General features: G+C 37.9%; 17 protein-coding genes and 2 tRNA genes. 6 read left to right on the top strand and 13 right to left on the bottom strand.

Features of this window, described 5'->3' with window-relative positions:
- Nucleotides 1-474: 474 nt before the first annotated feature.
- Entirely contained in the window at nucleotides 475-1,899 is a 1,425-nt protein-coding gene (locus tag BLW74_RS06765) for a tetratricopeptide repeat protein (RefSeq protein WP_139265711.1), read from the bottom strand.
- A gap of 156 nt (nucleotides 1,900-2,055) precedes the next feature.
- Nucleotides 2,056-3,486, bottom strand: a complete 1,431-nt coding sequence (locus tag BLW74_RS06760; RefSeq protein WP_139265710.1) for a tetratricopeptide repeat protein — start codon at nucleotides 3,484-3,486, stop codon at nucleotides 2,056-2,058.
- Between the two features lie 479 nt (nucleotides 3,487-3,965).
- On the opposite strand from BLW74_RS06760, the gene BLW74_RS06755 reads away from it, so the two are divergent.
- Nucleotides 3,966-4,457: a GNAT family N-acetyltransferase gene (locus BLW74_RS06755; RefSeq protein ID WP_089690883.1), complete on the top strand. Its 492-nt coding sequence runs from the start codon at nucleotides 3,966-3,968 to the stop codon at nucleotides 4,455-4,457.
- Between the two features lie 33 nt (nucleotides 4,458-4,490).
- On the opposite strand, the gene BLW74_RS06750 is transcribed toward BLW74_RS06755, so the two are convergent.
- A tRNA-Lys gene (locus tag BLW74_RS06750) sits at nucleotides 4,491-4,563 on the bottom strand.
- Nucleotides 4,564-4,852: 289 nt separating this feature from the next.
- On the opposite strand from BLW74_RS06750, the gene BLW74_RS22365 reads away from it, so the two are divergent.
- On the top strand, nucleotides 4,853-5,014 hold the full coding sequence (locus BLW74_RS22365; protein WP_167358392.1) for a hypothetical protein: 162 nt from the start codon (nucleotides 4,853-4,855) through the stop codon (nucleotides 5,012-5,014).
- A gap of 156 nt (nucleotides 5,015-5,170) precedes the next feature.
- On the opposite strand, the gene BLW74_RS06745 is transcribed toward BLW74_RS22365, so the two are convergent.
- The 4 genes from BLW74_RS06745 to BLW74_RS06730 all read right to left on the bottom strand — a co-directional run bounded on the left by BLW74_RS06745 (nucleotide 5,171) and on the right by BLW74_RS06730 (nucleotide 9,526).
- Nucleotides 5,171-5,243 (bottom strand) — tRNA-Lys (locus tag BLW74_RS06745).
- A gap of 306 nt (nucleotides 5,244-5,549) precedes the next feature.
- Nucleotides 5,550-7,142 carry an efflux MFS transporter permease gene (locus tag BLW74_RS06740; protein ID WP_089690881.1) on the bottom strand — a complete coding sequence of 531 codons (1,593 nt, stop codon included), beginning with the start codon at nucleotides 7,140-7,142 and terminating at the stop codon, nucleotides 5,550-5,552.
- The gene (locus BLW74_RS06735) at nucleotides 7,135-8,199 is read right to left on the bottom strand and encodes an HlyD family secretion protein (RefSeq protein WP_089690879.1); all 1,065 of its coding nucleotides are present in this window, start codon (nucleotides 8,197-8,199) and stop codon (nucleotides 7,135-7,137) included. Before BLW74_RS06735 ends, BLW74_RS06740 begins: the two co-directional genes overlap by 8 nt.
- A gap of 4 nt (nucleotides 8,200-8,203) precedes the next feature.
- On the bottom strand, nucleotides 8,204-9,526 hold the full coding sequence (locus BLW74_RS06730; protein ID WP_089690876.1) for a TolC family protein: 1,323 nt from the start codon (nucleotides 9,524-9,526) through the stop codon (nucleotides 8,204-8,206).
- A 131-nt stretch (nucleotides 9,527-9,657) separates the two neighbouring features.
- On the opposite strand from BLW74_RS06730, the gene BLW74_RS06725 reads away from it, so the two are divergent.
- Nucleotides 9,658-10,470: an AraC family transcriptional regulator gene (locus BLW74_RS06725; protein WP_089690874.1), complete on the top strand. Its 813-nt coding sequence runs from the start codon at nucleotides 9,658-9,660 to the stop codon at nucleotides 10,468-10,470.
- A gap of 76 nt (nucleotides 10,471-10,546) precedes the next feature.
- On the opposite strand, the gene BLW74_RS06720 is transcribed toward BLW74_RS06725, so the two are convergent.
- From BLW74_RS06720 to BLW74_RS06695, 6 genes are all read right to left on the bottom strand, one after another.
- Nucleotides 10,547-14,032 (bottom strand): glycosyltransferase family 117 protein, encoded by a 3,486-nt coding sequence (locus BLW74_RS06720; RefSeq protein WP_089690872.1) that lies wholly within the window; start codon nucleotides 14,030-14,032, stop codon nucleotides 10,547-10,549.
- 109 nt (nucleotides 14,033-14,141) lie between these two features.
- Entirely contained in the window at nucleotides 14,142-14,930 is a 789-nt protein-coding gene (locus BLW74_RS06715; protein ID WP_089692570.1) for an SDR family oxidoreductase, read from the bottom strand.
- Nucleotides 14,931-15,123: 193 nt separating this feature from the next.
- Entirely contained in the window at nucleotides 15,124-15,933 is an 810-nt protein-coding gene (locus BLW74_RS06710) for a hypothetical protein (protein ID WP_089690870.1), read from the bottom strand.
- Nucleotides 15,934-16,314: 381 nt separating this feature from the next.
- The gene (locus tag BLW74_RS06705; RefSeq protein WP_089690869.1) at nucleotides 16,315-16,704 is read right to left on the bottom strand and encodes a RidA family protein; all 390 of its coding nucleotides are present in this window, start codon (nucleotides 16,702-16,704) and stop codon (nucleotides 16,315-16,317) included.
- Nucleotides 16,705-16,801: 97 nt separating this feature from the next.
- A complete protein-coding gene (locus BLW74_RS06700; RefSeq protein ID WP_089690866.1) occupies nucleotides 16,802-17,365 on the bottom strand; it encodes a Crp/Fnr family transcriptional regulator in 564 nt (187 codons plus the stop codon).
- A 38-nt stretch (nucleotides 17,366-17,403) separates the two neighbouring features.
- The gene (locus BLW74_RS06695; protein ID WP_089692569.1) at nucleotides 17,404-18,006 is read right to left on the bottom strand and encodes a TlpA family protein disulfide reductase; all 603 of its coding nucleotides are present in this window, start codon (nucleotides 18,004-18,006) and stop codon (nucleotides 17,404-17,406) included.
- 393 nt (nucleotides 18,007-18,399) lie between these two features.
- Here BLW74_RS06695 and BLW74_RS06690 point away from each other — a divergent pair, with 393 nt between their 5' ends.
- The 3 genes from BLW74_RS06690 to BLW74_RS06680 all read left to right on the top strand — a co-directional run bounded on the left by BLW74_RS06690 (nucleotide 18,400) and on the right by BLW74_RS06680 (nucleotide 22,059).
- Nucleotides 18,400-20,730: a TonB-dependent receptor gene (locus BLW74_RS06690; protein WP_089690864.1), complete on the top strand. Its 2,331-nt coding sequence runs from the start codon at nucleotides 18,400-18,402 to the stop codon at nucleotides 20,728-20,730.
- Nucleotides 20,731-20,733: 3 nt separating this feature from the next.
- On the top strand, nucleotides 20,734-21,552 hold the full coding sequence (locus tag BLW74_RS06685; protein WP_089690862.1) for a DUF4249 domain-containing protein: 819 nt from the start codon (nucleotides 20,734-20,736) through the stop codon (nucleotides 21,550-21,552).
- A gap of 111 nt (nucleotides 21,553-21,663) precedes the next feature.
- Nucleotides 21,664-22,059 carry a VOC family protein gene (locus BLW74_RS06680; RefSeq protein ID WP_089690860.1) on the top strand — a complete coding sequence of 132 codons (396 nt, stop codon included), beginning with the start codon at nucleotides 21,664-21,666 and terminating at the stop codon, nucleotides 22,057-22,059.
- The last annotated feature ends 54 nt before the right edge of the window (nucleotides 22,060-22,113 follow it).

Below are 22,113 nucleotides of genomic sequence, written 5' to 3'. Positions count from 1 at the left end.
AAAGACCCTACTACACAGATACAACCAATTTACAATAGGTTAATTATCAGCAAATTACAATCTGACAGTAATTTTTCTTTTTTAACCTTTCAATTTTTGAACTGTAAAAAATCAGTAAGATGTTTGCTGAAAATGAAGAAGATAAAACCGTTTGAAAATCAGATGGAACACAGTACTTAAAAGAACTCAAAATGATTCGTTGGCAGATTTCAGATCAAAATACGAGGCGGTTTTAGAAACATATTGTCTTTTTTCATCAATAAATGATCAGAAATCTATATTTATACAAAACACTGAATATCAATAACTTAAAAACACATATACGCCGTGTAGTACCCGTGTAGTAGAGCGTTTTTTTCTGTTTTAGCTAAAAATTTTCATATTTGAACCTGAGACCACAAAAAAATACAAGTGGTGAAAAGAGAATATTTCGAGTGCTGTCTGACCTGATGAATCAGACAGTTTTTTTTTGACTTATTTCAGGGTATCAAAAAACAGATAGATATCTGTTTCGCTGGGAATATTCAGTTTTTTTCTGATCCTGTATTTTTTCTGCTGAACACTTCTGTGCTGAACCAAAGTGTAAGCGGCAATTTCTTTGGACGTAAAATGCAGTTTGAGCATGGCACAAAAAGCCAGTTCAGAACTTTCGAGTCCGGGATTAATCGCCAGAAGCTGCTCTATGAATTCAGGATAAACTTCCTTGAAACGATTAAGAAATTCGGGATCGTTCTTTTTCCCCAGCTCTATAATCTCTTCCTGCTTATTGTCATTCATTTTTATTGCAAGATCCTCAGCTTCCATCTTAAGAACTTCTTTTCTTCTCCCCAAAGCGCGGATAATTCTCCATGCATATACTCCCAGTAAAGAAAGCCCTGCCAGTGATAAAAGAATAATCCACCGTATTTTGCTCTGATGCTGGTCTGCATCCTTCTGAGCTCCGGTAATAAATGCTTCCATATCCTGATTAATGGTTGCCAGTAAAGAACTGTTCGTCTTATAATAAGCATCGGTATATGCTTTCAAGTATAGGTAGGCTTTTTCTTTATCTCCGGTACGTTCATACAACATTCTGAGATCATTATAGATGTATTTGCCGTAATATGCATAGATTCTTTTCGTCTTTTCATTGATTTTCAATGCTTTCTTAAGCGCATCTTCCGCTCTGCCGTATTCTTTATAGGTAAGATAGTATTCTCCCATAATTGTGTTGGCATATAATGCAATACCGTCTTCTTTTCCCCTCGCACTGGCTTTGTTATAAGCTACTGACACATATTTATAAGCTGAATCCTTATTTTTATGCATATACACATAATCACCTATTGCACAATCTGTTAAACCTGTGTTGTCTAATTTTTTTGCCTGATGAAAATAGTGAAGTGCTTTTTCGTAGTTTTTTTTCTGGATAAAATAGACGGCCTGTCTGAAATAAATACTGAAAAGCAAATCATTTTTAAGCTCAGATGATCCGCTTTTCCGGATATAGCTCATGGCCTCGTTATTATACTGAAACGCTTTATCTATCCTTCTGAGCTCTATATTGAACCGGCCGTAGACATTGTAAAACCGCGCTTTATGGATATTATCTTGAGAACGGTCCAGGATTTTTTTAGCATTATCAAAAAGAATCTGTGATTTCTGAAAGTTTTCGAGAGATATATTCAGTTCCGCCAGATTGATATAGCATAATGCTTTACCGTCAGCATAATTCATGATGTCGGCTTGTCTGTAGTATCTTTTATTAAGATCGATCAGAGAATCGTATTCCCCGGCAATCCTGAATTTCTCATTCTGTCTCAGCAAAGAAACATCAAATTTCTGTTCCACCTCCTTTTTAGAATGAGAACGGCACGAAACCAAAATTAGTAATAAAACAGTAAGAAAAATACGAATCATACGTTTCTTTATTTAAGCTCAATTTCTGTATACATGATGATTAAAATACGCTCCTGGGAATGGGATGCTTTTAAATTTTCACTGGTTATTTATGCTGAGATTAATAAAATCTTTTCATAAAACAAAATCCTGACACTTTTATTGTGATGCGTATCTTTATTCGGTTAAATTTTCAAAAAAGTCATAAATATCTGTTTCTCCGGGGATATTCAATCTTTTTCTTATTCTGTATTTCTTCTGCTGAACGGATCTGTGCTGTACAAAAGTATAGTCTGCAATCTCCTTGGACGAAAAACGCAGTTTCAGCATAGCGCAGAATGTGAGTTCGGAATTTTCCAGATCGGGATTGATTTCAAGAAGTGCTTTTATAAATCCGGGATACAGTTCTTTAAATTTCAACAGAAACGAAGAATCATTTCTTTTGGCGAGCTCTGTTACTTCCTCAAGCTGCTTAGTGTGAACGCGGTTTTTCAATGCATTGGTCTGCTCCTTCAGGGTATTTTTCTTCTGTTTCAATCCATTGATCATTTTTCGGACATATACTCCTGAAACTGTAAGAACAGTGATTGAGAGGGCTATAAATAACGGGAGATCATTTTTATGCCAGTCAGACTCCTGCTTCACCTCGGAAATAAAATCTTCAGTAGCTTTATTCATGGTAGCAAATCTTGCGGCATCAGATTTCCTTTCTTCTTCCATATATTTCTTCAGATAAAAATATGCTTTACCTCCGTCGTTCTTTTTCTTATATAATTCTGCAAGGGCCTTATACACTTCTTTTATATGGGAAGAATAGGTACGCCTTGTTTTAATATTGATTTCAAGGGCCTTTTTAAGTGCCTTTTCGGCTTCTTCGCTATTATCAACCTCATTATAATAGTATCCCATGGTATAATATACCCAAAGGGATTCTACATCTGTAGTTTTTTGACTGATCATTTTTTCATCTGCTTTCGCGATGTACATGCCTGCAGAGTCCGGCTTATGATTAAATAAATAATATTGTGCCACCATGCAGTTTGTGTAAGCCGAATTTTCCAGCTCATTTCCCTTTTTAAAGCATTTTAAAGATGTTCCCATCCATCCTTTCCATGCTTCGTAAATCCCCTTGTTTACATAAAGTCTCGGAAGAAGCTTCTGAGTGAGTTCGGTCTTTTTTGACTGCTTATAATACTGAAATGCTTTACTGTTACATTCCAGTGCTTTATCATTGAGTTTAAGATGTGAATAGTACAGGCTGTAATCATTATAGAAAGCTGCTTTATGATAGGCTTGTTCAGAATTTTCCAGATCTTTTTCTGCTTTGCCGAAAAAATACCGGGCCTTTTCATAGTTTCCTGCCGAGATGTTAACACCGGCCATATTCAGATAGCACAGTCCTTTACCCTCTTTATAGTTCATTTTAGCAGCTTTTTTCAGAAATGAAATATTGAGGCGGACGAAAGCTTCATATTCACCGGATAATTGAAGATCAGCGCTCTGAGTCAGCAAAGACACATCGAAATTTTCCTTTTCTTTCTCGTAAGGATCAGGACTGCAGGCCATTATGCTAAAAAATAATCCCATACAGATTGCATAGGTTATCATTTTTTTTATCCTTTCCTTTTTATTACGACAATCGATCCTATTTACTTTTACCATCACCAATTTTCCCTATATCTACCTATGCATATTGAAGTGAAATATGCCAGCAATTTTCTACCGTTATTTTATTATTTTTCCGCAATATATGTTATAAATATACATAAATTATCATGCTTATTGCGAAATAAGCAGTTTATTTTGCAAAAATGTAACATATAAATAAAGCGACATGTTTTTCCCCTTAAACAGACACTTTTTAGTATTTCGGAATGTATTGTGCAGGATTTTCCGATCAAAAAAAATGAATGTTTTATATAAATAATAAGACTCTTTACAATGAGATTTGTTACAAATATCTCTTCAGATTTAAAAATTTCCCCAAACATTTAAACCGATTCCCTCATAAATATTGAAATTATGATTAAAATAATTATCATATTTACATTTATAAATTAATAAAAAACAAGCAAAATAAGAATTTAATGAATATAAATTATAGAAAACTTTTTCCAAAAGAAAGTAAAATGTATCGGAATATCAGGCTGGAAAGTCTGGAAAAATTTCCGGATGCGTTTTGTGCCAGCTATCAGGAAGCGTTGAAAACTGAAAAATTCCGTATGGAAAATGATATTGAGCTGCAAACAGCAGAAAGATTTGTATTGGGAGCTTTTATTGAAAAGCAACTTATTGGTATCTGTGCTTTTGTGAAAGATGAAACGGATACAGGAAATATTTACCAGATGTATGTAAAAAGAGAATTTCAGGGAAAAAATATAGGTTTGGGCCTGATTAAAGCTGTTATTCATCTAGCCCGTCAACAATTTGATAATATTGAAATTGGTTTAGAAGTTATTCCGGGAAACAATAGTGCTTACAGGCTGTACAAAAAGGCAGGATTTGAGGAAATAACAGACGAGTCTGATAAAGAGCCGGGAAAAAGCATTATGATGAAATACAGACATGATAAGATATAAAAAAAGCTTCAACAGGAGTTGAAGCTTTTATTGTGACCCGGCTGGGATTCGAACCCAGGACCCATACATTAAAAGTGTATTGCTCTACCAGCTGAGCTACCGAGTCGGCCACTTACTTTTTTAAGTAAATCCCTTTATTTAAGGGACTGCAAAGATAGAAACTTTTTGTTTATTTACAATACTTTCCTGATATTTTACCAACTGAATTACGCTAACTTTTACAAAATCAGAGACAAAAATTTTTGCGCTCTGTAACTGATAAAATGCTGCCAGTTTTACGCAGCGCAAAAATCCATTCAAATAGTCATTTCCAGTCAGCCGCTACTCCCATATTAACTTTCATTATTTTTTAAGTTAAAATTTGTTTTTTTCAAATCAATTCACTATATTAAGGCATGAAAAAAAATGAACGTCAGGACAATATAACACATGCTGGCAAAGTTAGTGAAAGAACAAAAGCTTTGGAAGTTCTTGAAAAAGCAAAAAAAGTACAGGGAAAAATTACATTTCTTCGTCAGGGAGTCGGAAAAAACTTTAAACCGAAAAATGAAGAGTAAGATGAAGCGGCGTTAGCATTTATAAAATACCGGCCGTTTTTGAAACATTATAGCAGACACTATAAAAAAACAAACCTGCAAATCATTGATTTTGCAGGTTTACTACTATTTTTCCTGATGCATTTGAAAATTTTATTTTTCAAATCTTTCAGATCGTGACCCGGCTGGGATTCGAACCCAGGACCCATACATTAAAAGTGTATTGCTCTACCAGCTGAGCTACCGAGTCGGCCATTTACTTTTTTAAGTAAATCCCTTTGTTTATGGGACTGCAAAGATAGTAAAACCCTCACTAAATCCAAATTTTTCACAACCTTTTTATGGTAAAACTGATGACAAAAAAGTCAAACACCTGTTTATAAATTAATTACGTTTACGCTTTTTTTGATAAAATTTTATAATAAAGATCCTTCACTGGCGGACAAAACCTTTTCTTATATACCACAAAAGAGACTGTCTTATCAGACAGCCTCAGCACTCTACTATAAAATCAGCTAACAAGCTATACTCTTTGTATTAAAAAATTCAGACTTCCTTATGCAGGTGACAGTTTACGAGATTTCAGATAAAGGGCGGTCCGGTTCAGGTAAGGAAATAGAACGATCAGCAGTAATGAAGCAGCCAGAATCCAAACCATTATTTCGTAATAATCCATAGCAAAACGGACGTGATTCTGAGCGTTTAATCTTCCCGTCAATAATTTATTGGCCGCTTTTATAGCTTTACCTTCAGGCATTCCCCCTGCAGCAAGCTTAGCCGTCTGCCGATGAAGAAATATTTTAACGGCGGGATCTACAGCACTCAGATGATCCTGAAAAGCGTTGTAATGACGGCTTTTTTCAAACAGTTCAAAAAAATTGATTAAAGCGATACTGGCACAAAATCCCAGATACCTGATTGTTAAAGCCGCTGCTGCAGCGGAAGGTCCAATAGCAGATGGTACAGATGAGATAATAAAGATAATTGTAGGAACCATAATAAGTCCTACTCCCAGTCCCTGTACAAATAATGGAATATAATAATTAAATTCATCAGCCTGAACATCGAAAGAATAATACATTATTCCGTGGAAGATCAAAAGCATTGTAAAGCCAGCTCCCCAGATATAACGTATATTCTTCTTTTGCAAAACCATACAGCAGGCAATGATTACCCCGATCACCAATCCCGCGAGATTGAAGATATTAATATAAGAAATGTGAAACGGATCCAAATGCAGCTCCGCCGCAAAGTACGTATTGACAATCCCGGATGCGAACCTGCAGATGTACATTACAAATAGAATCAGCAAACCTACTTTAAAGTTCCGGTACCTGAAAACCCGAAGGTCAATATAAGGCCTTTTAATAGACTGCTGACGGAATATGGATATTCCGGTTAAAACAATAATTCCTATTACACCTGCCAGAATCCTCCGGTCTTCCAGCCAATAGTATTCCTGGCCAAAAATGGAAATATATCCTACGAGTACCAGAATAATACTGAACAGTACAAAGCTTTGCCAATCCAGTTTATAGAGATGAAATCTTGCGTGTGTTCTGTAATTACTCATGGTAAGAGCCAGGAAAACAAGTCCCGGCAAATAGGAAAATATGGCGGTTTTGTAAACGATATTAAAATTATAAGAATCTATGAGGTCTGCTGTAATCAGATTATTGAATGGCAAGGCACAGATCAGGATTCCGAAAAAGACAGAAAAACTGATCTCCCGTCCCCTTTCACTGCTTAACCTTGTAAAAATAAGAGTGAGCGAAAGATTTACATTTCCTGCAAACAGCATTCCCTGTATAAAACGAACCGGCAATAAAATGCCAATTTCGCGGGTACAGTAACAGATCAGACAAGCCAGAATCTGGAGGGTGGTGAAGAGAAGAAAATATTCTTTGGCGGCCAGAAAGCTGAAAAATCTCCGTTCCAGACTGTAAAAGCCAACATATCCCGCATAAAATAAAGCCACAGAAAACTGAATGTCAGCCGGTTCACATCCATAATATCCTGCTGCGGCATTCACATTCGATAATGGCAGAAAAAATATGATAATTCCCGGAAGCGTCATTGAAAAAAGAATGATCTTAATAAGCCACTCCGGCGCCCAACTCCTGAAAAATGGCATCTGTCTTTTAGCCATGAGAATGTTTTTTGTCGGCATACACATTCACATTCATTCCTACTTTCAGCACCTCTATATCTTTCCTGCTCCCCTCCACTTTAATTCTCACAGGAATACGCTGTACAATTTTCACGTAGTTTCCGGTAGAATTATCGGGTGGGAGCAGCGAAAAGCTTGATCCTGTTGCCGGAGAAAGCGAAATAATGGTTCCCCGAAACTCTCTGTCCGGATAGGAATCAGCTATAATTTTCACGTGGTCTCCGATACGCATATCTTTGATCTGAGTTTCTTTATAATTGGCGACCACCCATTTATCGGTTTCATTATTAACAATAAATGCGAGGGTTTCTCCTGCATCAATCATCTGCCCTACTTCAACGGTTCTTCGTCCCATTCTTCCGTTATAAGCAGCGATAACAGCCGTATAACTTACATCCAGCTGATGACGGTCCAGCAACGCCTCCAGCCTTGCTATTTCCGCTAAGACAACTGTTTTTTCAGCCTGAATATCTCTGATTTTAGACACGGAAGCTTCATAATGTTCCTGAGAAGATTTATAATCGCTTTCATTGACATCCAATGTTGCTTTCACATCTTCGAGACGCTGCCTGGTAGCAGATTCTTCGTCATACAGTTTTTTATACCTGTTATAATCAAGCTGCTGTTTCCAGACCTTTGCTTTGCTGGCATCTACCTGAGCCATGGCTGCTTCGGCTTCCTTTTCTGTAGTTCCTGTTGTACTTTCCAGCACTTTCAGCTGGGCACGGGCTTTCTGAATGGCTGCCTGCGTCTGTTTCTCCTGAAGAACATATTCACGGTTATCAATTATGAGGAGAGTATCTCCTTTTTTAACTTCCTGATTTTCTTCAAACTTTACGGCTACGATAAATCCTCCGGCTCTTGAAATGACAGGATTAACGTATTCCTGAACCTGTGCATCATTGGTCTGCTCGTAGGCATAGTAATTCTTAAGAGTAAAACCGCCCCACACGGCAAGTGCAGCTACGATTATAACAGAAATCCATCCTGTGATCTTTGTGATCAGCCTGTCGGTGGGAGTATATTTTTTTTTCATTGTATTATAAAATGCCTGTAATGTTTTGTAATAGATAATAATTGTTTTGAGCCATAATTTTTGCCGCTTCCAGTTCAAATTTGGTCTGAAGCAGCTGTATATCCGCATCCAGCAGCTCTGTAATTAACGAAGTCTGGCTGAAATAGGTATTTTTAATGATCCGTGCATTTTCTTTGGCCTGACTGACATTGGCTTCCGCTACCTTTATCTGCTCAAGCGCTTCCTGATATCTTAAATAGGCTTCCTTCACCTGTTGTCTCACCTTATCCTCGGTATCTTTGTGGGCTTCTTCTTCTTTCTCAAACTCCAGCTGCGCTGCTTTCACTTTATGGGTGTTATGATAAAGGGAAGAAATAGAAAAGGAGGCTTTAATGCCTACAATTCCCAGTGAGTACCAATACGGATTATAGGGATAAAGAAAAATCTGTGGATTGGCGTAATAAAACTCACCATACATTCCTATTTTAGGTCGTACATTCGCTTTTACCTGCTGCACTCTAAGTCTGCTTAATTCCGTCTGCTGTTCAGAGACATGATAGTTGAAAGAATGCTCCAGTGCCAGTTTCAGATATTCGCTGTAGGATGTATTTTCATTCCACTGATTAGTGGGTGCTTCGGGTATTACCATCTGTTCATCAGGAATTCCGAGTATAATATTCAGTTTTTGTGTTGCAATCAGAATATCATTTTCGATGGTTATAAGTGTCATCTTTCGTTTTGAAAGCTCAAGCTCAATTCTTAACACATCACTTTTTAAAACCACTCCGTTTTTATAAAGCGCCTGTATTTCTTTGAGCTGTATTTTCTGATCGGCAATATCCTGCTTAATAAGATCTCTGAAAATCAATGTTTTCTGAAGTTCAAGATAAAGAGCTGCTGTTTTATAATGAATATCGGAAACCGACTCTTCTTTCCGAATATCCCTTATTTTCTGAAGCGTCTGATTTTCTTTAATTTTAAGGTTCAGCTTATTTCCGTTATAGATGTTCAGATAAAAATCGGCTCCGGCTCTGTAAAGGGTGTGGATCACTTCATGCTGTGTGGGTTTTGAAAAAATTCCATTTTCATAAATGGGAATATTGGACGCTTTTTCTACAGAACCTTTTACCTCAATTTCCGGAAGTCGTTCTCTTTTGGCATCTTTTATTTCAGCTTCGGCAATGTCTGCATTGATGGTATTAATTCTGATATGGCGGCTGTTTTCTTCCGCTTTTTGCCATGCTTCTTTTAGGGAAAGTCGTATGGTATCCTTTGCTGGACTGCCGGTCTGAGCTGATAAGTTGCTGGAAATTCCGAGCATCAGCAATCCGGCGACATAAGTTTTCATTTGAATTTTTGAATTATTGCACTGCAAATTTATTGGCAATCCTGAAATTTTATTTATCTAAAATAGTCAACTTTTACATGATTCCAGCCAAATGACTATATTTGCATTTTAACGGATATTTGATATTGGGTATGGGATTAATTGCCGCGCTTCCGGATATTGATAAAGATGACAAAAGTGTATTTGTGATGCACGAAAAATCGGAAAAACTGATTCCTTTTCATAAACATACAAAGGGGCAGCTGAGCTATGTGGAGGGAGGAATTGCTTATATTACCATCAACAACAGGACCTATGTGGTTCCGGCAAGACATTTTTTCTGGATTCCGCAAGGGATGGAGCATATTTTAGAGATCGGATATACCGCAACAGTCCTGCGGTCTCTTTATTTTTATGCCCATGATGATATTTCAGATCCTTTCTACAGCAGACTGGGGATCTATCCTGCGTCAGAATTGCTTATCCAAATGATAAAATATTCAGAAATATGGGATGAAAAGCATGTTACCGCAAAAGATGAAAATTTTGAATTTTTAGTGGCTTTAAAAAAGATTCTTCCCAAAATCCATCAACAGCCCCTTCCCATTATTCTCCCTGCCACCCACAATAAACAGATGATGAAAATAGTGTCTTATCTGGAGTGGAATATTGGAGAAAAACTTACGTTAGCAAGTGTAAGCAGCAGATTTGGGTTGAGTGAACGTTCTCTCTCCCGACTTTTTAAAGCGGATATGGACATTTCGTTTCTTCAGTACCTGAAAACGTTAAGAATCATCAAAGCCATTGAGCTCCTTTTAAATACGGATAAGCCCGTTAATGAAATTGCCGATGATGTGGGTTACAGCTCCATAAGCGCATTTAGTGATACCTTTCACGAGTTTACCCAGTCCAGGCCAACCGATCTTAGAAAAAGTAATAAAGCGACCCAAAATATGGCGGGATAACCTGTTTTTAGAATAATGATTTTTCTAAAATAAAACAAAAAGCCTTTCCGTAAAGAAAAGGCTTTTTATTATTGGTTTATTGTGTGGCTTTCATCATCGCACTGGTAATTTCAATTTCTTTTTTTCTGGAATATGCAGAATCATAAGGTTCCATTACATTAAACAAATACTGATAAAAAGGAGCGATCTGACGCACATTTTCAGCCTCCTTACCTGCCTTTTCTTTCCCCATCTGCTGAAGTCCTTTTATAAATGTACTGAACTTTTTATCAATCGGTTCTACTGACTGCAAAAGGTAAGACTTAGCTTTTTCTCTTTGTCCCAGCGTTTTGTAAGCCTCCGTAACGGCTGCAACAACGAGCGCATATTCCATAGGCTTTGATCTCATCTGATTTCTGGACATTGCTTTCAATGAAGGGGAAAGGTTTTGATAGTAGTCATATTCTTCAAATATTCCTTTCTTAAGTGTTTCTGCCAGCTGAAGACCTTTTTGTTCCTGGCCGGCAACAATATATCCGGTCACCATAGTACTTAGAGAACGTGGATCATTATATTTTTCAACCGGAATTTCTTTGGTGGCAAGATCCATGAGTTCGAGTGCTTTGGTTCTCTCTCCGTTTGCTACAAGTGCAGATACCGCTCTGCTCACGGACATCCTATACCCCAGAATGTTAGAAGTAGCCGTTTCGTCATAGTGGTTACTGAGATCTTTAAAATTTCCCCATCTGAAGTTTTTTACCACCTGATACAGAGAGCCGGCATCTACCCTGCCTTTGTCTCCATCTGGGCTCTGAGGCGTATGAACAGGCACCAGCCTGTAGCTTAAACCGTCAAACTGAAGATACTCATCAAGATAAAAAATGTTTTCACTGTCGTACATTCCTCCTGAAGAGAAGCTAACCGGGCGCTTCCAATCGAAGTTGGCCAGCATGTCCAGCATCATCAGATTGCTTTTATAAAGGGTATTAGCCTGATAATTAATCATAATCTGATCTACAGCGTTGGATATGTCGGCTTTCGTAATAATCCCAGATTTCACAGCATTTTCTTTATTCACAGGAAGAATAAATTTGCTTACCGGAAGGATATTGTACTTCTCATATTGCTTTTCTCCAAAGTACATTTTCAGCAGTTCGTCTTTTTCGGACGATTTTAATTTCAGGAATTTCATTGCATCCTTCAGCGTCAGAGAATCCTGTGTCAGATATTTTCGGAATTCCTGAAAAGTGCTGTCCGGAGCTCCCTGTTCTTTGAGCATTTGAAAAATCCCTTCCCAGTCCTCTTTTTTCATCAGATATACCTGGTCGTTCACTCCGTCTCTGTACTCCTCATGCGTCAATTCTCCCGGGATTCCCATGGCATTGTATGTTCTTCTTTTTACCTGATCAATATTCCATGGTGTAGCCAGAAGGGTAAAGTTGACCGTTTTCACATCATCCCTAAATCTTTCCGTTTCCTGAATTGCCCATACCGGGAAAGTATCATTATCGCCATAAATGAAAATAATATCGTTCTGAGGCAGCGAACGTAACAATGAATACGCGTAATCACGGGCTGCTGTTTTCTTGCTTCTGTCATGCGAAGAGTAATTCTGAAATCCCATCATAAAAGGAATTCCCAATAAAACAATTCCAAGAACAATATGGGCAGCATTGGATTTGAGTTTAGACTGAATCAGCCAAAGTACAGCTCCCGCTCCCAGACCAATCCAGATGGCAAAAGCGTAAAATGAACCTACCATGGCATAATCTCTTTCCCTTACTTCAAATGGCTTTACTCCGGTATAAAACACAATTCCCACACTTGTCAGAACAAACAATGAAAGCATTGCATAAAACCTTCCAAAATCTCTGTTCAATTGGAAAAAGAACCCGATCAAGCCTAAAACAAGCGGCAAAAAGAAAAACTTTACCGTACTTTCATTTTTAAATTTGGCAGGCATATGATCCTGATCTCCCAGTAATGCATTATCAATAAAAGAAATTCCTGAGATCCAGTTGCCATGGGTATTTTCCATATGTCCCTGAAGATCATTCTGCCTTCCGGCAAAGTTCCACATCAGGTATCTTACAAAATAATATCCATTCTGAAATGAGATAAAATAATCCATATTCTGAGCAAAAGACGGACGCTTTACTTTGATAATATCATAAGGTTTTACTTTCAGATAATCTTCTGCAGTGATCGAATCTCCTTCGTATTTAGCTCTCAGCTCTTCAAAGATTCTTTTAGCTTCCGGATTATCAGCAGCTTCTTCATTATCATCATTAAAGGTGAAATCCGGAGCACCGTATAGAGCAATATAATTTGCCATCACTTCTTTATCTTCATTGAACATTCTTGGCATAAGACTGATGTGCGATTTATTAAACACATAGTTGAATCTCTCTCCCGTTTTTCTATAGGTACCGGATTTTTCATCCTTTTCGTAAATATCTCCTGTGACATCCCTTTTATAGCTTCCGTCTTCATCTTTTTCCAACCCGTTTTTATCGAGAAATGCCGTATAGTTTTGTCCATAAATGGTGGGCCAGTCACCATACTGCACTCTGTTATAATAATCTCTCATCCCAATGGCTGTATCCGGATTATTAAGATTCATAGGAGGATTGGCATTCGCTCTTATAGGAATCACCAGCCAGCATGAAAATCCAATGATCATATAAACAAGTGATAATGCTACAGTCTGATACACTTTTCTCCGGGCTTTTCGGGCATATGTAATCAGAAAGTAACAGGCTCCTGACATAAGAATAAATGCAGCAATGGTTCCTGAATGGAAAGGCAGCCCCAATCCGTTTACAAAGAAAATTTCAAGCTTTCCAAAGATTGTCATAATCAATGGAAAAATAATTTTGAATACCAATACAAGAATTCCGAGAGTAATTACATTCGCTGCCGCAAAACTCTTCCATGAAAAAGAATAATTGCGGGCATAATAAACCAGGCATATTGCAGGGATAGCCAGCATACACATCATATGCACTCCCACAGAAAGTCCTGTGATAAAGAAAATAAGAATAATCCACCTCTCACTGTAAGATGCTTTATATTCGTTTTCCCATTTCGTGATGAGCCACACCAGCAAAGCAATGAACATGGAAGCCATAGAATATACTTCTCCTTCTACTGCTGAAAACCAAAAGGTGTCTGAAAATGTAAAACATAAAGCACCGGTTACTCCCGCAAAAAGAATTGAGATTTCCTGATGTTTCGTAATTTCTTGAATATCTTTATCTAATAGCCGTCTTAAAAAATGGGTAATGGTCCAAAACAGGAACAAAATTGTAAAAGCACTGAACAATGCTGACATTGCATTGATCACTATAGAATAATTTTCTGCATTTCCCAATGCAAAGATACTTGCCACAGCTCCCATAATCTGGAATAAGGCAGCACCGGGAGCATGCGTTACTTCAAGCTTCACTGCAGAAGAAATATATTCTCCGCAATCCCAAAAACTCAGGGAATGTTCTATGGTTGAAAGATAAGTGATAAGCGCAACAGCAAAAAGGAACCAGCCCAGTACGGTGTTCCATTTTTTAAAAGACCAGTTTTTCATATAATATTTCAATATCTATATGACAACTGTATCAAAGTATTTATTACATCCCACTGATTCTTATGGTGAAATTATAAAAATTCAGTAAATAAGCGGTTTTACATGAAAATCAATATGTATTATTCAATCCTCCATCCAAAGGAATGCTTGCTCCGGTAAGATAATTTGAATATTCTGAAGCCAGAAAAGCTACCAGATGACCATATTCTTCTGGCCGTCCGAACCTTTTCATCGGAATTTTATTTTCTCTCGCCTTTTTTATTTCTTCTTCTGAAACATCACTTTGCTGAGCTTCATGAGCAACCAGTTTTTGAATTCTTTCCGTGTCAAAGTATCCCGTTAATACATTATTTACAGTAATTTGATGCTGTGCAATTTCATTGGAAAGTGTTTTTGCCCATGCCATTACGGCAGAGCGGATAGAATTGGACAATGCCAGATTTCCTATGGGTTCTTTTACTGATAAAGAAGAAACATTAATAATGCGCCCACTTTTCTGGCGGATCATCTGTGGTAAAGCCAATAAGGTTGTTTCGCAAACTGTTTTAAAGAGAAGATCAAATGCTGTCTGATAATCCTCCGTGTTTTTATCTACTGCTAAACCGGGCGCCGGACCATTTGTATTATTCACCAGGATGTCCACCGAATGGCTGCTAAAATATGCAGTAATAATTTTTCTATAGCTTTCAAAATCCGAGAAGTCTGCTACCAGATACTCATGTTTCTGATCAGAATTAAGGACCGGAAGTGCAGAAACAAAGCTTCTCAGTTTAGCCTCATTACGGGCCATAACGGTAACATTGGCTCCGCACTTAGCCAGCTCAATGGCAATTCCGGCTCCTATTCCCTGGGTAGCTCCGCCTACCAGAGCATTTTTTGAAAAAAGTTCAATATTCATCTTGATAATGATTATGGATTGATCCATATAAATGTATGAAAAGCTGTACTTCCTGAAAAGCATCTGATCATAAATAATAAATACAGAAGAAAACTTTTGCTAATAAAAAACACCGGCATGCACCAGTGTTTTATTATTTGTGTTATTAGAATCTTCCTTGGATCATTATTACTTGTTTGGGAACATAAAAGTATTAATCTCCGATTCGGAAGACCAGTATCTGAGTAGATGTTGCAGAAAGATTCATTCCTGCACCTGAGCAATTACCGGATTGACCTCTTCCTAAAGAAATTGTCCAGTTTCTGTTGGCTGGAAGTGTAGTGGCATAGGTAATGGTTCCTCCGTGATTGGAAAGCGCTCCCTCCGAATGCGCTCCCGTACTGTGGATTCTTGAAGTTGTAGCATTAAGTGGAAAGTCTACAAAATAGGAACTGATTGTACATCCTGTAGCGTTATGTTGCGCTTCATAAACAAATGTAATCTGATATGTTCCTGCAGGAAAAGTTATTGTACTTGTTCCAGCATTATAGGTAAGCCCGGGAATAGAGTTTTTGATCATACTCATAGGTACCACCTGTGCTCCTCCAGCTCCCTGTGCCTGCAAAAAGTTATTCTGTGCAGTTTCTAGCCGGAAAACGGCAGGGCTCGGAATAGATAAGGCTCCTAAGGTACCAATGTTTTTTACGACACCATTGGCGTCAATTACCAACAGAGGGTCTGTGGTACTGTTTCCGGTTCCTACGCCTTGCAGACGTAATGGATCTGTGCCGTTCACATGAAGTTTATTGGTGGGAACGGTGGTCCCTATTCCCATATTTCCTCCAACAGTTACAGCCACATCATTGGCTTGCTGTGCTGCTGATGGCACTCCTGTGGTAGGATTATCCTTAGCACCGTCAATATTAAATACGCCCTGCGGGTTGGTGGTATTAATCCCTACCTGCGCACTCAAAAAAATAAAACTGCCTGTTAAAAAAAATAAGTAGATGAGTTTACGTTTCATAATAATTTTGTTTTTTGATTAATAATATACTCTGAAACTTGAAGAAATATCACATAAAAAAATTCACCATTTATTCAAAATAAACGTTTATTTTACATCAAATATAACTAATAATTTACAAAAACATCATAATCATTAGTAAAATAATCATTAAAATAAATTAATTCAAATTTTTAACAACAATATTGTATTGCTATTTTTTCAATATCGTCCGCTATTTTCACCACATAATGAATAATTGAAATCATAAATGTATTTACGTATAATTTATAATTTAACAGCCATGATTTTTGAACAGTTATATCGTTTTATACAGGATTCAACGAAATGAAAAGACCTTCAGACACAATGTGAAGGTCTTTGGTTATCTTTTGGTCTGGATTATTTCACCACAGTAGCCTCAAGCTCTACCTTTAATGTTTCGAATAAGCCTTTTACTTCCAGCATCGTAACTGCCTGCTGGATTTTATGCTTAGCGATCCACTCCTGAAGAATAGGGAAATAAGGCCAGAGTTCTTCCGTAGAAGTTGTATAGATATTTAATCTCACAATACCTTCACACGCATAGCCTGCTGCGCTGATCACTTCTTCCAGATTGGCAATAGCCTGGTGAAGCTGAGATTTCATTTCCTTGTTACTGGATGTTCCGTCAGGGTCAATAGCTGCCTGTCCTGAACAATATAAGGTACTTTTAACGTTTTTTACTTCTACAGCCTGAGAATAGCTTCTCCCGTCCTGCCATTTCCATGGATTGACTGTTCTTTTTTCCATTGTTTGAATTGTTATTGATTACAATACAAAAATGCGGAACAGATGTACTAAAGTTCTGTGACCCGGGTCACAATTATGGTGTGAGCACTGTCACATGCTACAGAGGCAGCCGGCTCAATGTTTCTCTGGATACTCCCAGGTAGGCAGCTAAGAGAGATTTCGGAACACGCTGAACCCAGGAAGGATATTTTTTCAAAAGCTGATCATATCTTTCTTTAATTCCGGTGGTCATCATTGAAATTGTACGCTGCTGAGCAGTTATAAATCCCATGTACGCTTTTTCAAGAAAGAAATGCTCCATTTTGGGAAGCTTTGTACAGAGCTTTTTATAATCATCCAGCTTAATGCATAATACTTCAGTATCTTCCACACATTCCAGAGACATTGTGGCGGTGGTTTGCTGATAGTAAGCAGGAAAATCTGTTTCCCACCAATCTTCCATAGCAAAACCTACGATATGCTCTTTTCCTGCTTCATCTGTATATACCAGCTTCAGAAGTCCCTTTACAACAAAATAGTTGTAGGGTACGACCTCCCCTTCCTGTATCAAAAACTGATGCCTTTTGTATTTTTTAAACGTAAAGCAGGATGATATCAATTCAAATTCATCATCGTTAAGCGGAATTATTTTTTCAATATGGGTTCTCAGGTGATGAAGCATATTTCAATTCTTAGGAAATTAAAGTACTGTTTATAAAATTAAGGTTTTTCATCCAGCAGTTGATCTATCTGCCTGTAAAATGATTGTTTGCCGTAATCCGCCACTCCTGTATGATGCAGTCGGATTTCACCCTTTTTATCCAATATTATCGTTGTAGGGAGTGAACCATTGTAAAGTACCGCAGGAATATTACCGGCCGGAACAAGGAAAGGAACTGTAAAGCCTTTTTCTTTTAAGTAAGATTTCCCCAGTACCGCATTATCATCAAGGTTGACGGTGAGAAATACCATATCCGGGTTATTTTTGTATTGCTCATACAGCTTCTGAACGGATGGAAACTCGGCACGGCACGGAGGACACCAGGAAGCCCAAAAATTAATAAAAACGACCTTATTCTGTAAATCTGTGGAATTAACAACAGTTCCGTCTTCATTTTTCAGCATAAAACCTGCATAAGATTCTTTTGCTGAAGTATTTTGGCTATCTTTCGATTCAGCGATGCTGGAATTGAGAATTCCAGTGGAAGCAACCTGTCTCATCAGCCATGCTTTTGCGTCTTTATTCACCAAAATGATGATAAACAAAACAGTTAGTATTGCTGTTGAGATATTGTTCCTTAGCCAGATTTTTAGATTTTCCATATTCTTCCGCTGAATTCTCAGCCAATATAAGATTAATATTCTGATCAGAATTCGTGAAGCTTTCACTTTTAAAGCAAAAGTACTTTACTTTTCTGGGTTGAGGGTATTATTCAGAAATAATAATAAAATTCAGCAAACAACCGTTAATAATCTGTTCTTTAACAAAGTCATAAAAAAAACAACAATAAATTAATATACAATGCATAATATTATTTTTTATGTAACCGTCTTGTTGTATTCTTGCTTTTACCATTTCACAAAACCTGTTTTTTTTAATGGATTTATTTCATAATTAAATTGTTACATGTAACAAATCCCCTGTTCATCTAACTAATCATGTATCACTTAAACATTAATTCATATAAAAGAGATCTACTACTTTAAAATAAACTAATGCAAACATCCTTTTTAAAAATTACCGCTGCCACCGCTGCGCTCTGCTTCAGCACTCTGGCAATGGCTCAAAAAACCTATTCTGTAAGCGGAACCGTGAAAGACAAAAAAAACGGAGAACTGCTGATCGGGGTATCCGTAAAAGTAAGTGAAGATCCTGCCATTAATGTAGTTGCCAATGAATATGGATTTTACTCTCTTTCATTACCTGAAGGCAGCTATACCATCATTATTTCCAATCCGGGATACCAGGATTTTGAACAGCAGATTACGGTAGATCAGAATATAAAGCTTGATCTTCCTTTACTTCCGGCAGAAACCGCTGAAAAAGCAATTGATGAAGTGGTGATCACCGGGATTAAAAAAGATAAAAACTTAACTTCTGCTCAAATGGGAGCAGAAACATTAAGCATTAAAAATATAGAAAAACTTCCCGTTTTGTTCGGAGAAAAGGATGTCATGAAAACCATACAGCTTTTGCCCGGCATTAAAAGTAATGGCGAAGGAAGCAGCGGATTCAGTGTGAGAGGTGGCGCAACTGACCAGAACCTGATATTACTGGATGAAGCTCCGGTGTATAACGCGTCTCACCTTCTTGGCTTTTTCAGTACATTCAACAGTGATGCCCTGAAAGACGCCAGCATCATTAAAGGAAACAGCCCGGCACAATATGGTGGCCGCCTGTCTTCAGTACTGGATGTAAAAATGAAGGACGGAAACAATAAAGATTATAACCTGAATGGAGGAATTGGTCTTATCAGCAGCAGACTGAGTGTGGAAGGGCCCATTCAGAAGGAAAAATCTTCATTCATTGTTTCAGGAAGAAGAACTTATGCGGATTTGTTCCTGAAAACCAATAAAGATTATAAAGACAACAAGTTATATTTTTATGATTTGAATCTGAAAGCCAATTATCAGATCAATGAAAACAACCGTATTTATCTTTCCGGATATTTTGGAAGAGATGTTCTGGGATTGGGAGATACTTTCAATACAGATTGGGGAAATACCACGGCAACGCTCAGATGGAACAGCATTATCAGCAGTAAGCTATTCTCCAATACATCTTTCATCTACAGTAATTATGATTATAAAATCAGTCTGAAAAATGATGATACTGTATTTGATTTAAATTCAAAAATACGCGACTGGAATCTCAAGCAGGATTTCACCTGGTTTGCAGGAAACAAACACGCTGTACGTTTTGGTCTTCAGTCTATTTATCATACCCTTACACCAAGCAGTGCTTCCGGTACCACAGTGAGCAGTTTTGCGAGGAATCCGAGATATTCCTGGGAAAATGCGGTTTACATCAACGATGATTATAAAGCCACAGAAAAGCTGACGATCAATTATGGGTTAAGACTTTCGATGTTCAGTGTGCTGGGCGGAGACACCTTCAATACATATGAAAATGGAGTTCTTACCGACAGCCGTTTTTTAGAGAAAGGGAAATTCGGGAAAACGTATACCAATCTGGAGCCCCGTATTAGTGCCAACTACCGTATTAATGAAGTCAGCAGCGTAAAAGGAGGCTACTCCCGAAACACACAAAATCTCCACCTTTTAAGCAACAGCAACAGTGGAAACCCTACGGATCAATGGATCGGAAGCAGCTATACAGTAAAACCGGAAATTGCAGATCAGATCAGTCTTGGGTACAGCAGAAATTTCAACAATAATAATTATGAACTGAATGCTGAGATTTATTATAAAGACATGAAAAACCAAATTGACTTCAAAAATGGAGCTCAAATTGGATTTGATACAGGAGCCGATGTAGAAAGTGAGCTGTTATTCGGAAAAGGAAGAGCCTACGGTCTGGAGCTTATTGCCAAAAAGAAAAGCGGAAAACTGACAGGATGGATTTCCTATACGCTTTCCAAAACAGAAAGAAAGATCAACGGTATTAATAATAATGAATGGTACAACGCCAGAATGGACAAAACCCATGACCTTTCTGTTGTGGCCACCTACCAGCTAAATCCAAAATGGAGTTTTTCGGGGTTATTTGTCTACAGCACGGGAAATGCAGTCACCTTCCCTACCGGAAAATATGAGCTGAACGGGCAGACCATTTTCCAGTACAGCAACAGGAATGCAGACAGAATGCCGGCCTACCACAGAATGGATCTGAGCGCTACTTATGAACCAAGCTCCAACAAACGATTCCGTGGCTCATGGACGTTTGGTATTTATAATCTTTATGGTAGAGAAAATGCATATACCATTAATTTTGAGGATAATCCAGACCGTCCCGGAACAACGCGTGCCATGCAGACTTCATTGTTCAGATGGGTACCCAACATCACTTATAATTTCAAATTCTAAATCATGAAAAATACGTTTTATATCATATTATCGCTCTTTGCCTTAACTTCTTGTGAAAAAGAAATCGACCTTGACCTGAATGATCAAAGCGGCAATATTGTCATCGAAGGAAATGTCACCAATAAACCAGGACCTTATATGGTAAAAATTACAAAATCTGTAGGATTTTCAGAACCGAATCAGTATCCGGCTGTAACGGGAGCTCAGGTAATTCTGAGTGATGATACGGGGCAAACCGAAACCCTTCAATATGCAGGAAACGGAATATATCAAACGACAACGTTTACCGGAGAACCCGGCAGAACCTATACCTTAAAAGTACAGGCTGAAGGAAAACAGTATACCGCGCAGAGCAAAATGCCTGATGTGGTGTATTTTGACGGATTGGAGCAAAGCTCATTTAAATTTGGCGATAAAACCACCTATACCCTTTTACCGATTTTTACTGATCCGATGCCATTGGGAAACCGGTATCTATTTACCTTTACGATCAATGATCTGACCAAAAAATACATGAATACCTTTTCAGACAATGTAAATAACGGTTTGGCCAACCAACAGCCTCTTATACTTCCTAATGATGATAATAAAGGAAGAGATCATGAAGTGGTAGCGGGAGATAAAATTCATGTGGAAATGCAGTGTATAGATAACAATGTATTTACGTATTACAGCTCACTGATCCAGATTTCGGGAGGCAATGGGGGAACCGCCACGCCGGCCAATCCGCCCAGCAATATCAGCAACGGAGCGTTAGGATATTTCTCAGCCCATACAACTGATACGGAAACTTTTGTTATTCAACAGACAACCACTCCATAAAAAAATCCCGGTTTATGCCGGATTTTTTATTTAAACATTATCGTCCCTGCTGACAGCTTGTTGTCATAACACTGCCCTACTTTTGCTGTATTATCATTCAAATAAAACAGCATGAAATTTACCTCATTAAGAATTATCAGCAAAGACATCAAAGCGGCAGTAGCGTTTTACGAACAAGCTATTGGATTAAATACCCAATGGTACACCGAAGATTTTGCAGAACTCTCCACAGATTCTATTACCATTGCCATAGGAAGTGTAAGAACGATGCAGCTATTTTCAGAAGGTCTTACAGACTTTACAGGAACAAAATCCACAATTATCGAATTCATGGTTAAAGATGTAGACACAGAATATGAGAGAATTAAAAATACCGGAGTTCATATCATCCAGGAACCTACAACAATGCCATGGGGAAACAGATCACTTTTGTTTTCTGATCCGGATGGTCATATGATTAACTTTTTTACGCCTGTGAGTGCAGAAGCTGTACAGAAATTCAGTTAGGCATCCTCATTCATCAGCACAAAAACCCGCTGCAGTTTTCAGCGGGTTTCTGTA

The sequence above is a fragment of the Chryseobacterium culicis genome, assembly GCF_900108365.1.
Lineage (GTDB): Bacteria > Bacteroidota > Bacteroidia > Flavobacteriales > Weeksellaceae > Chryseobacterium > Chryseobacterium culicis.
The sequence above is the reverse complement of the archived record's forward strand: the minus strand, read 5'-3'. Positions and strand labels throughout refer to the sequence as shown.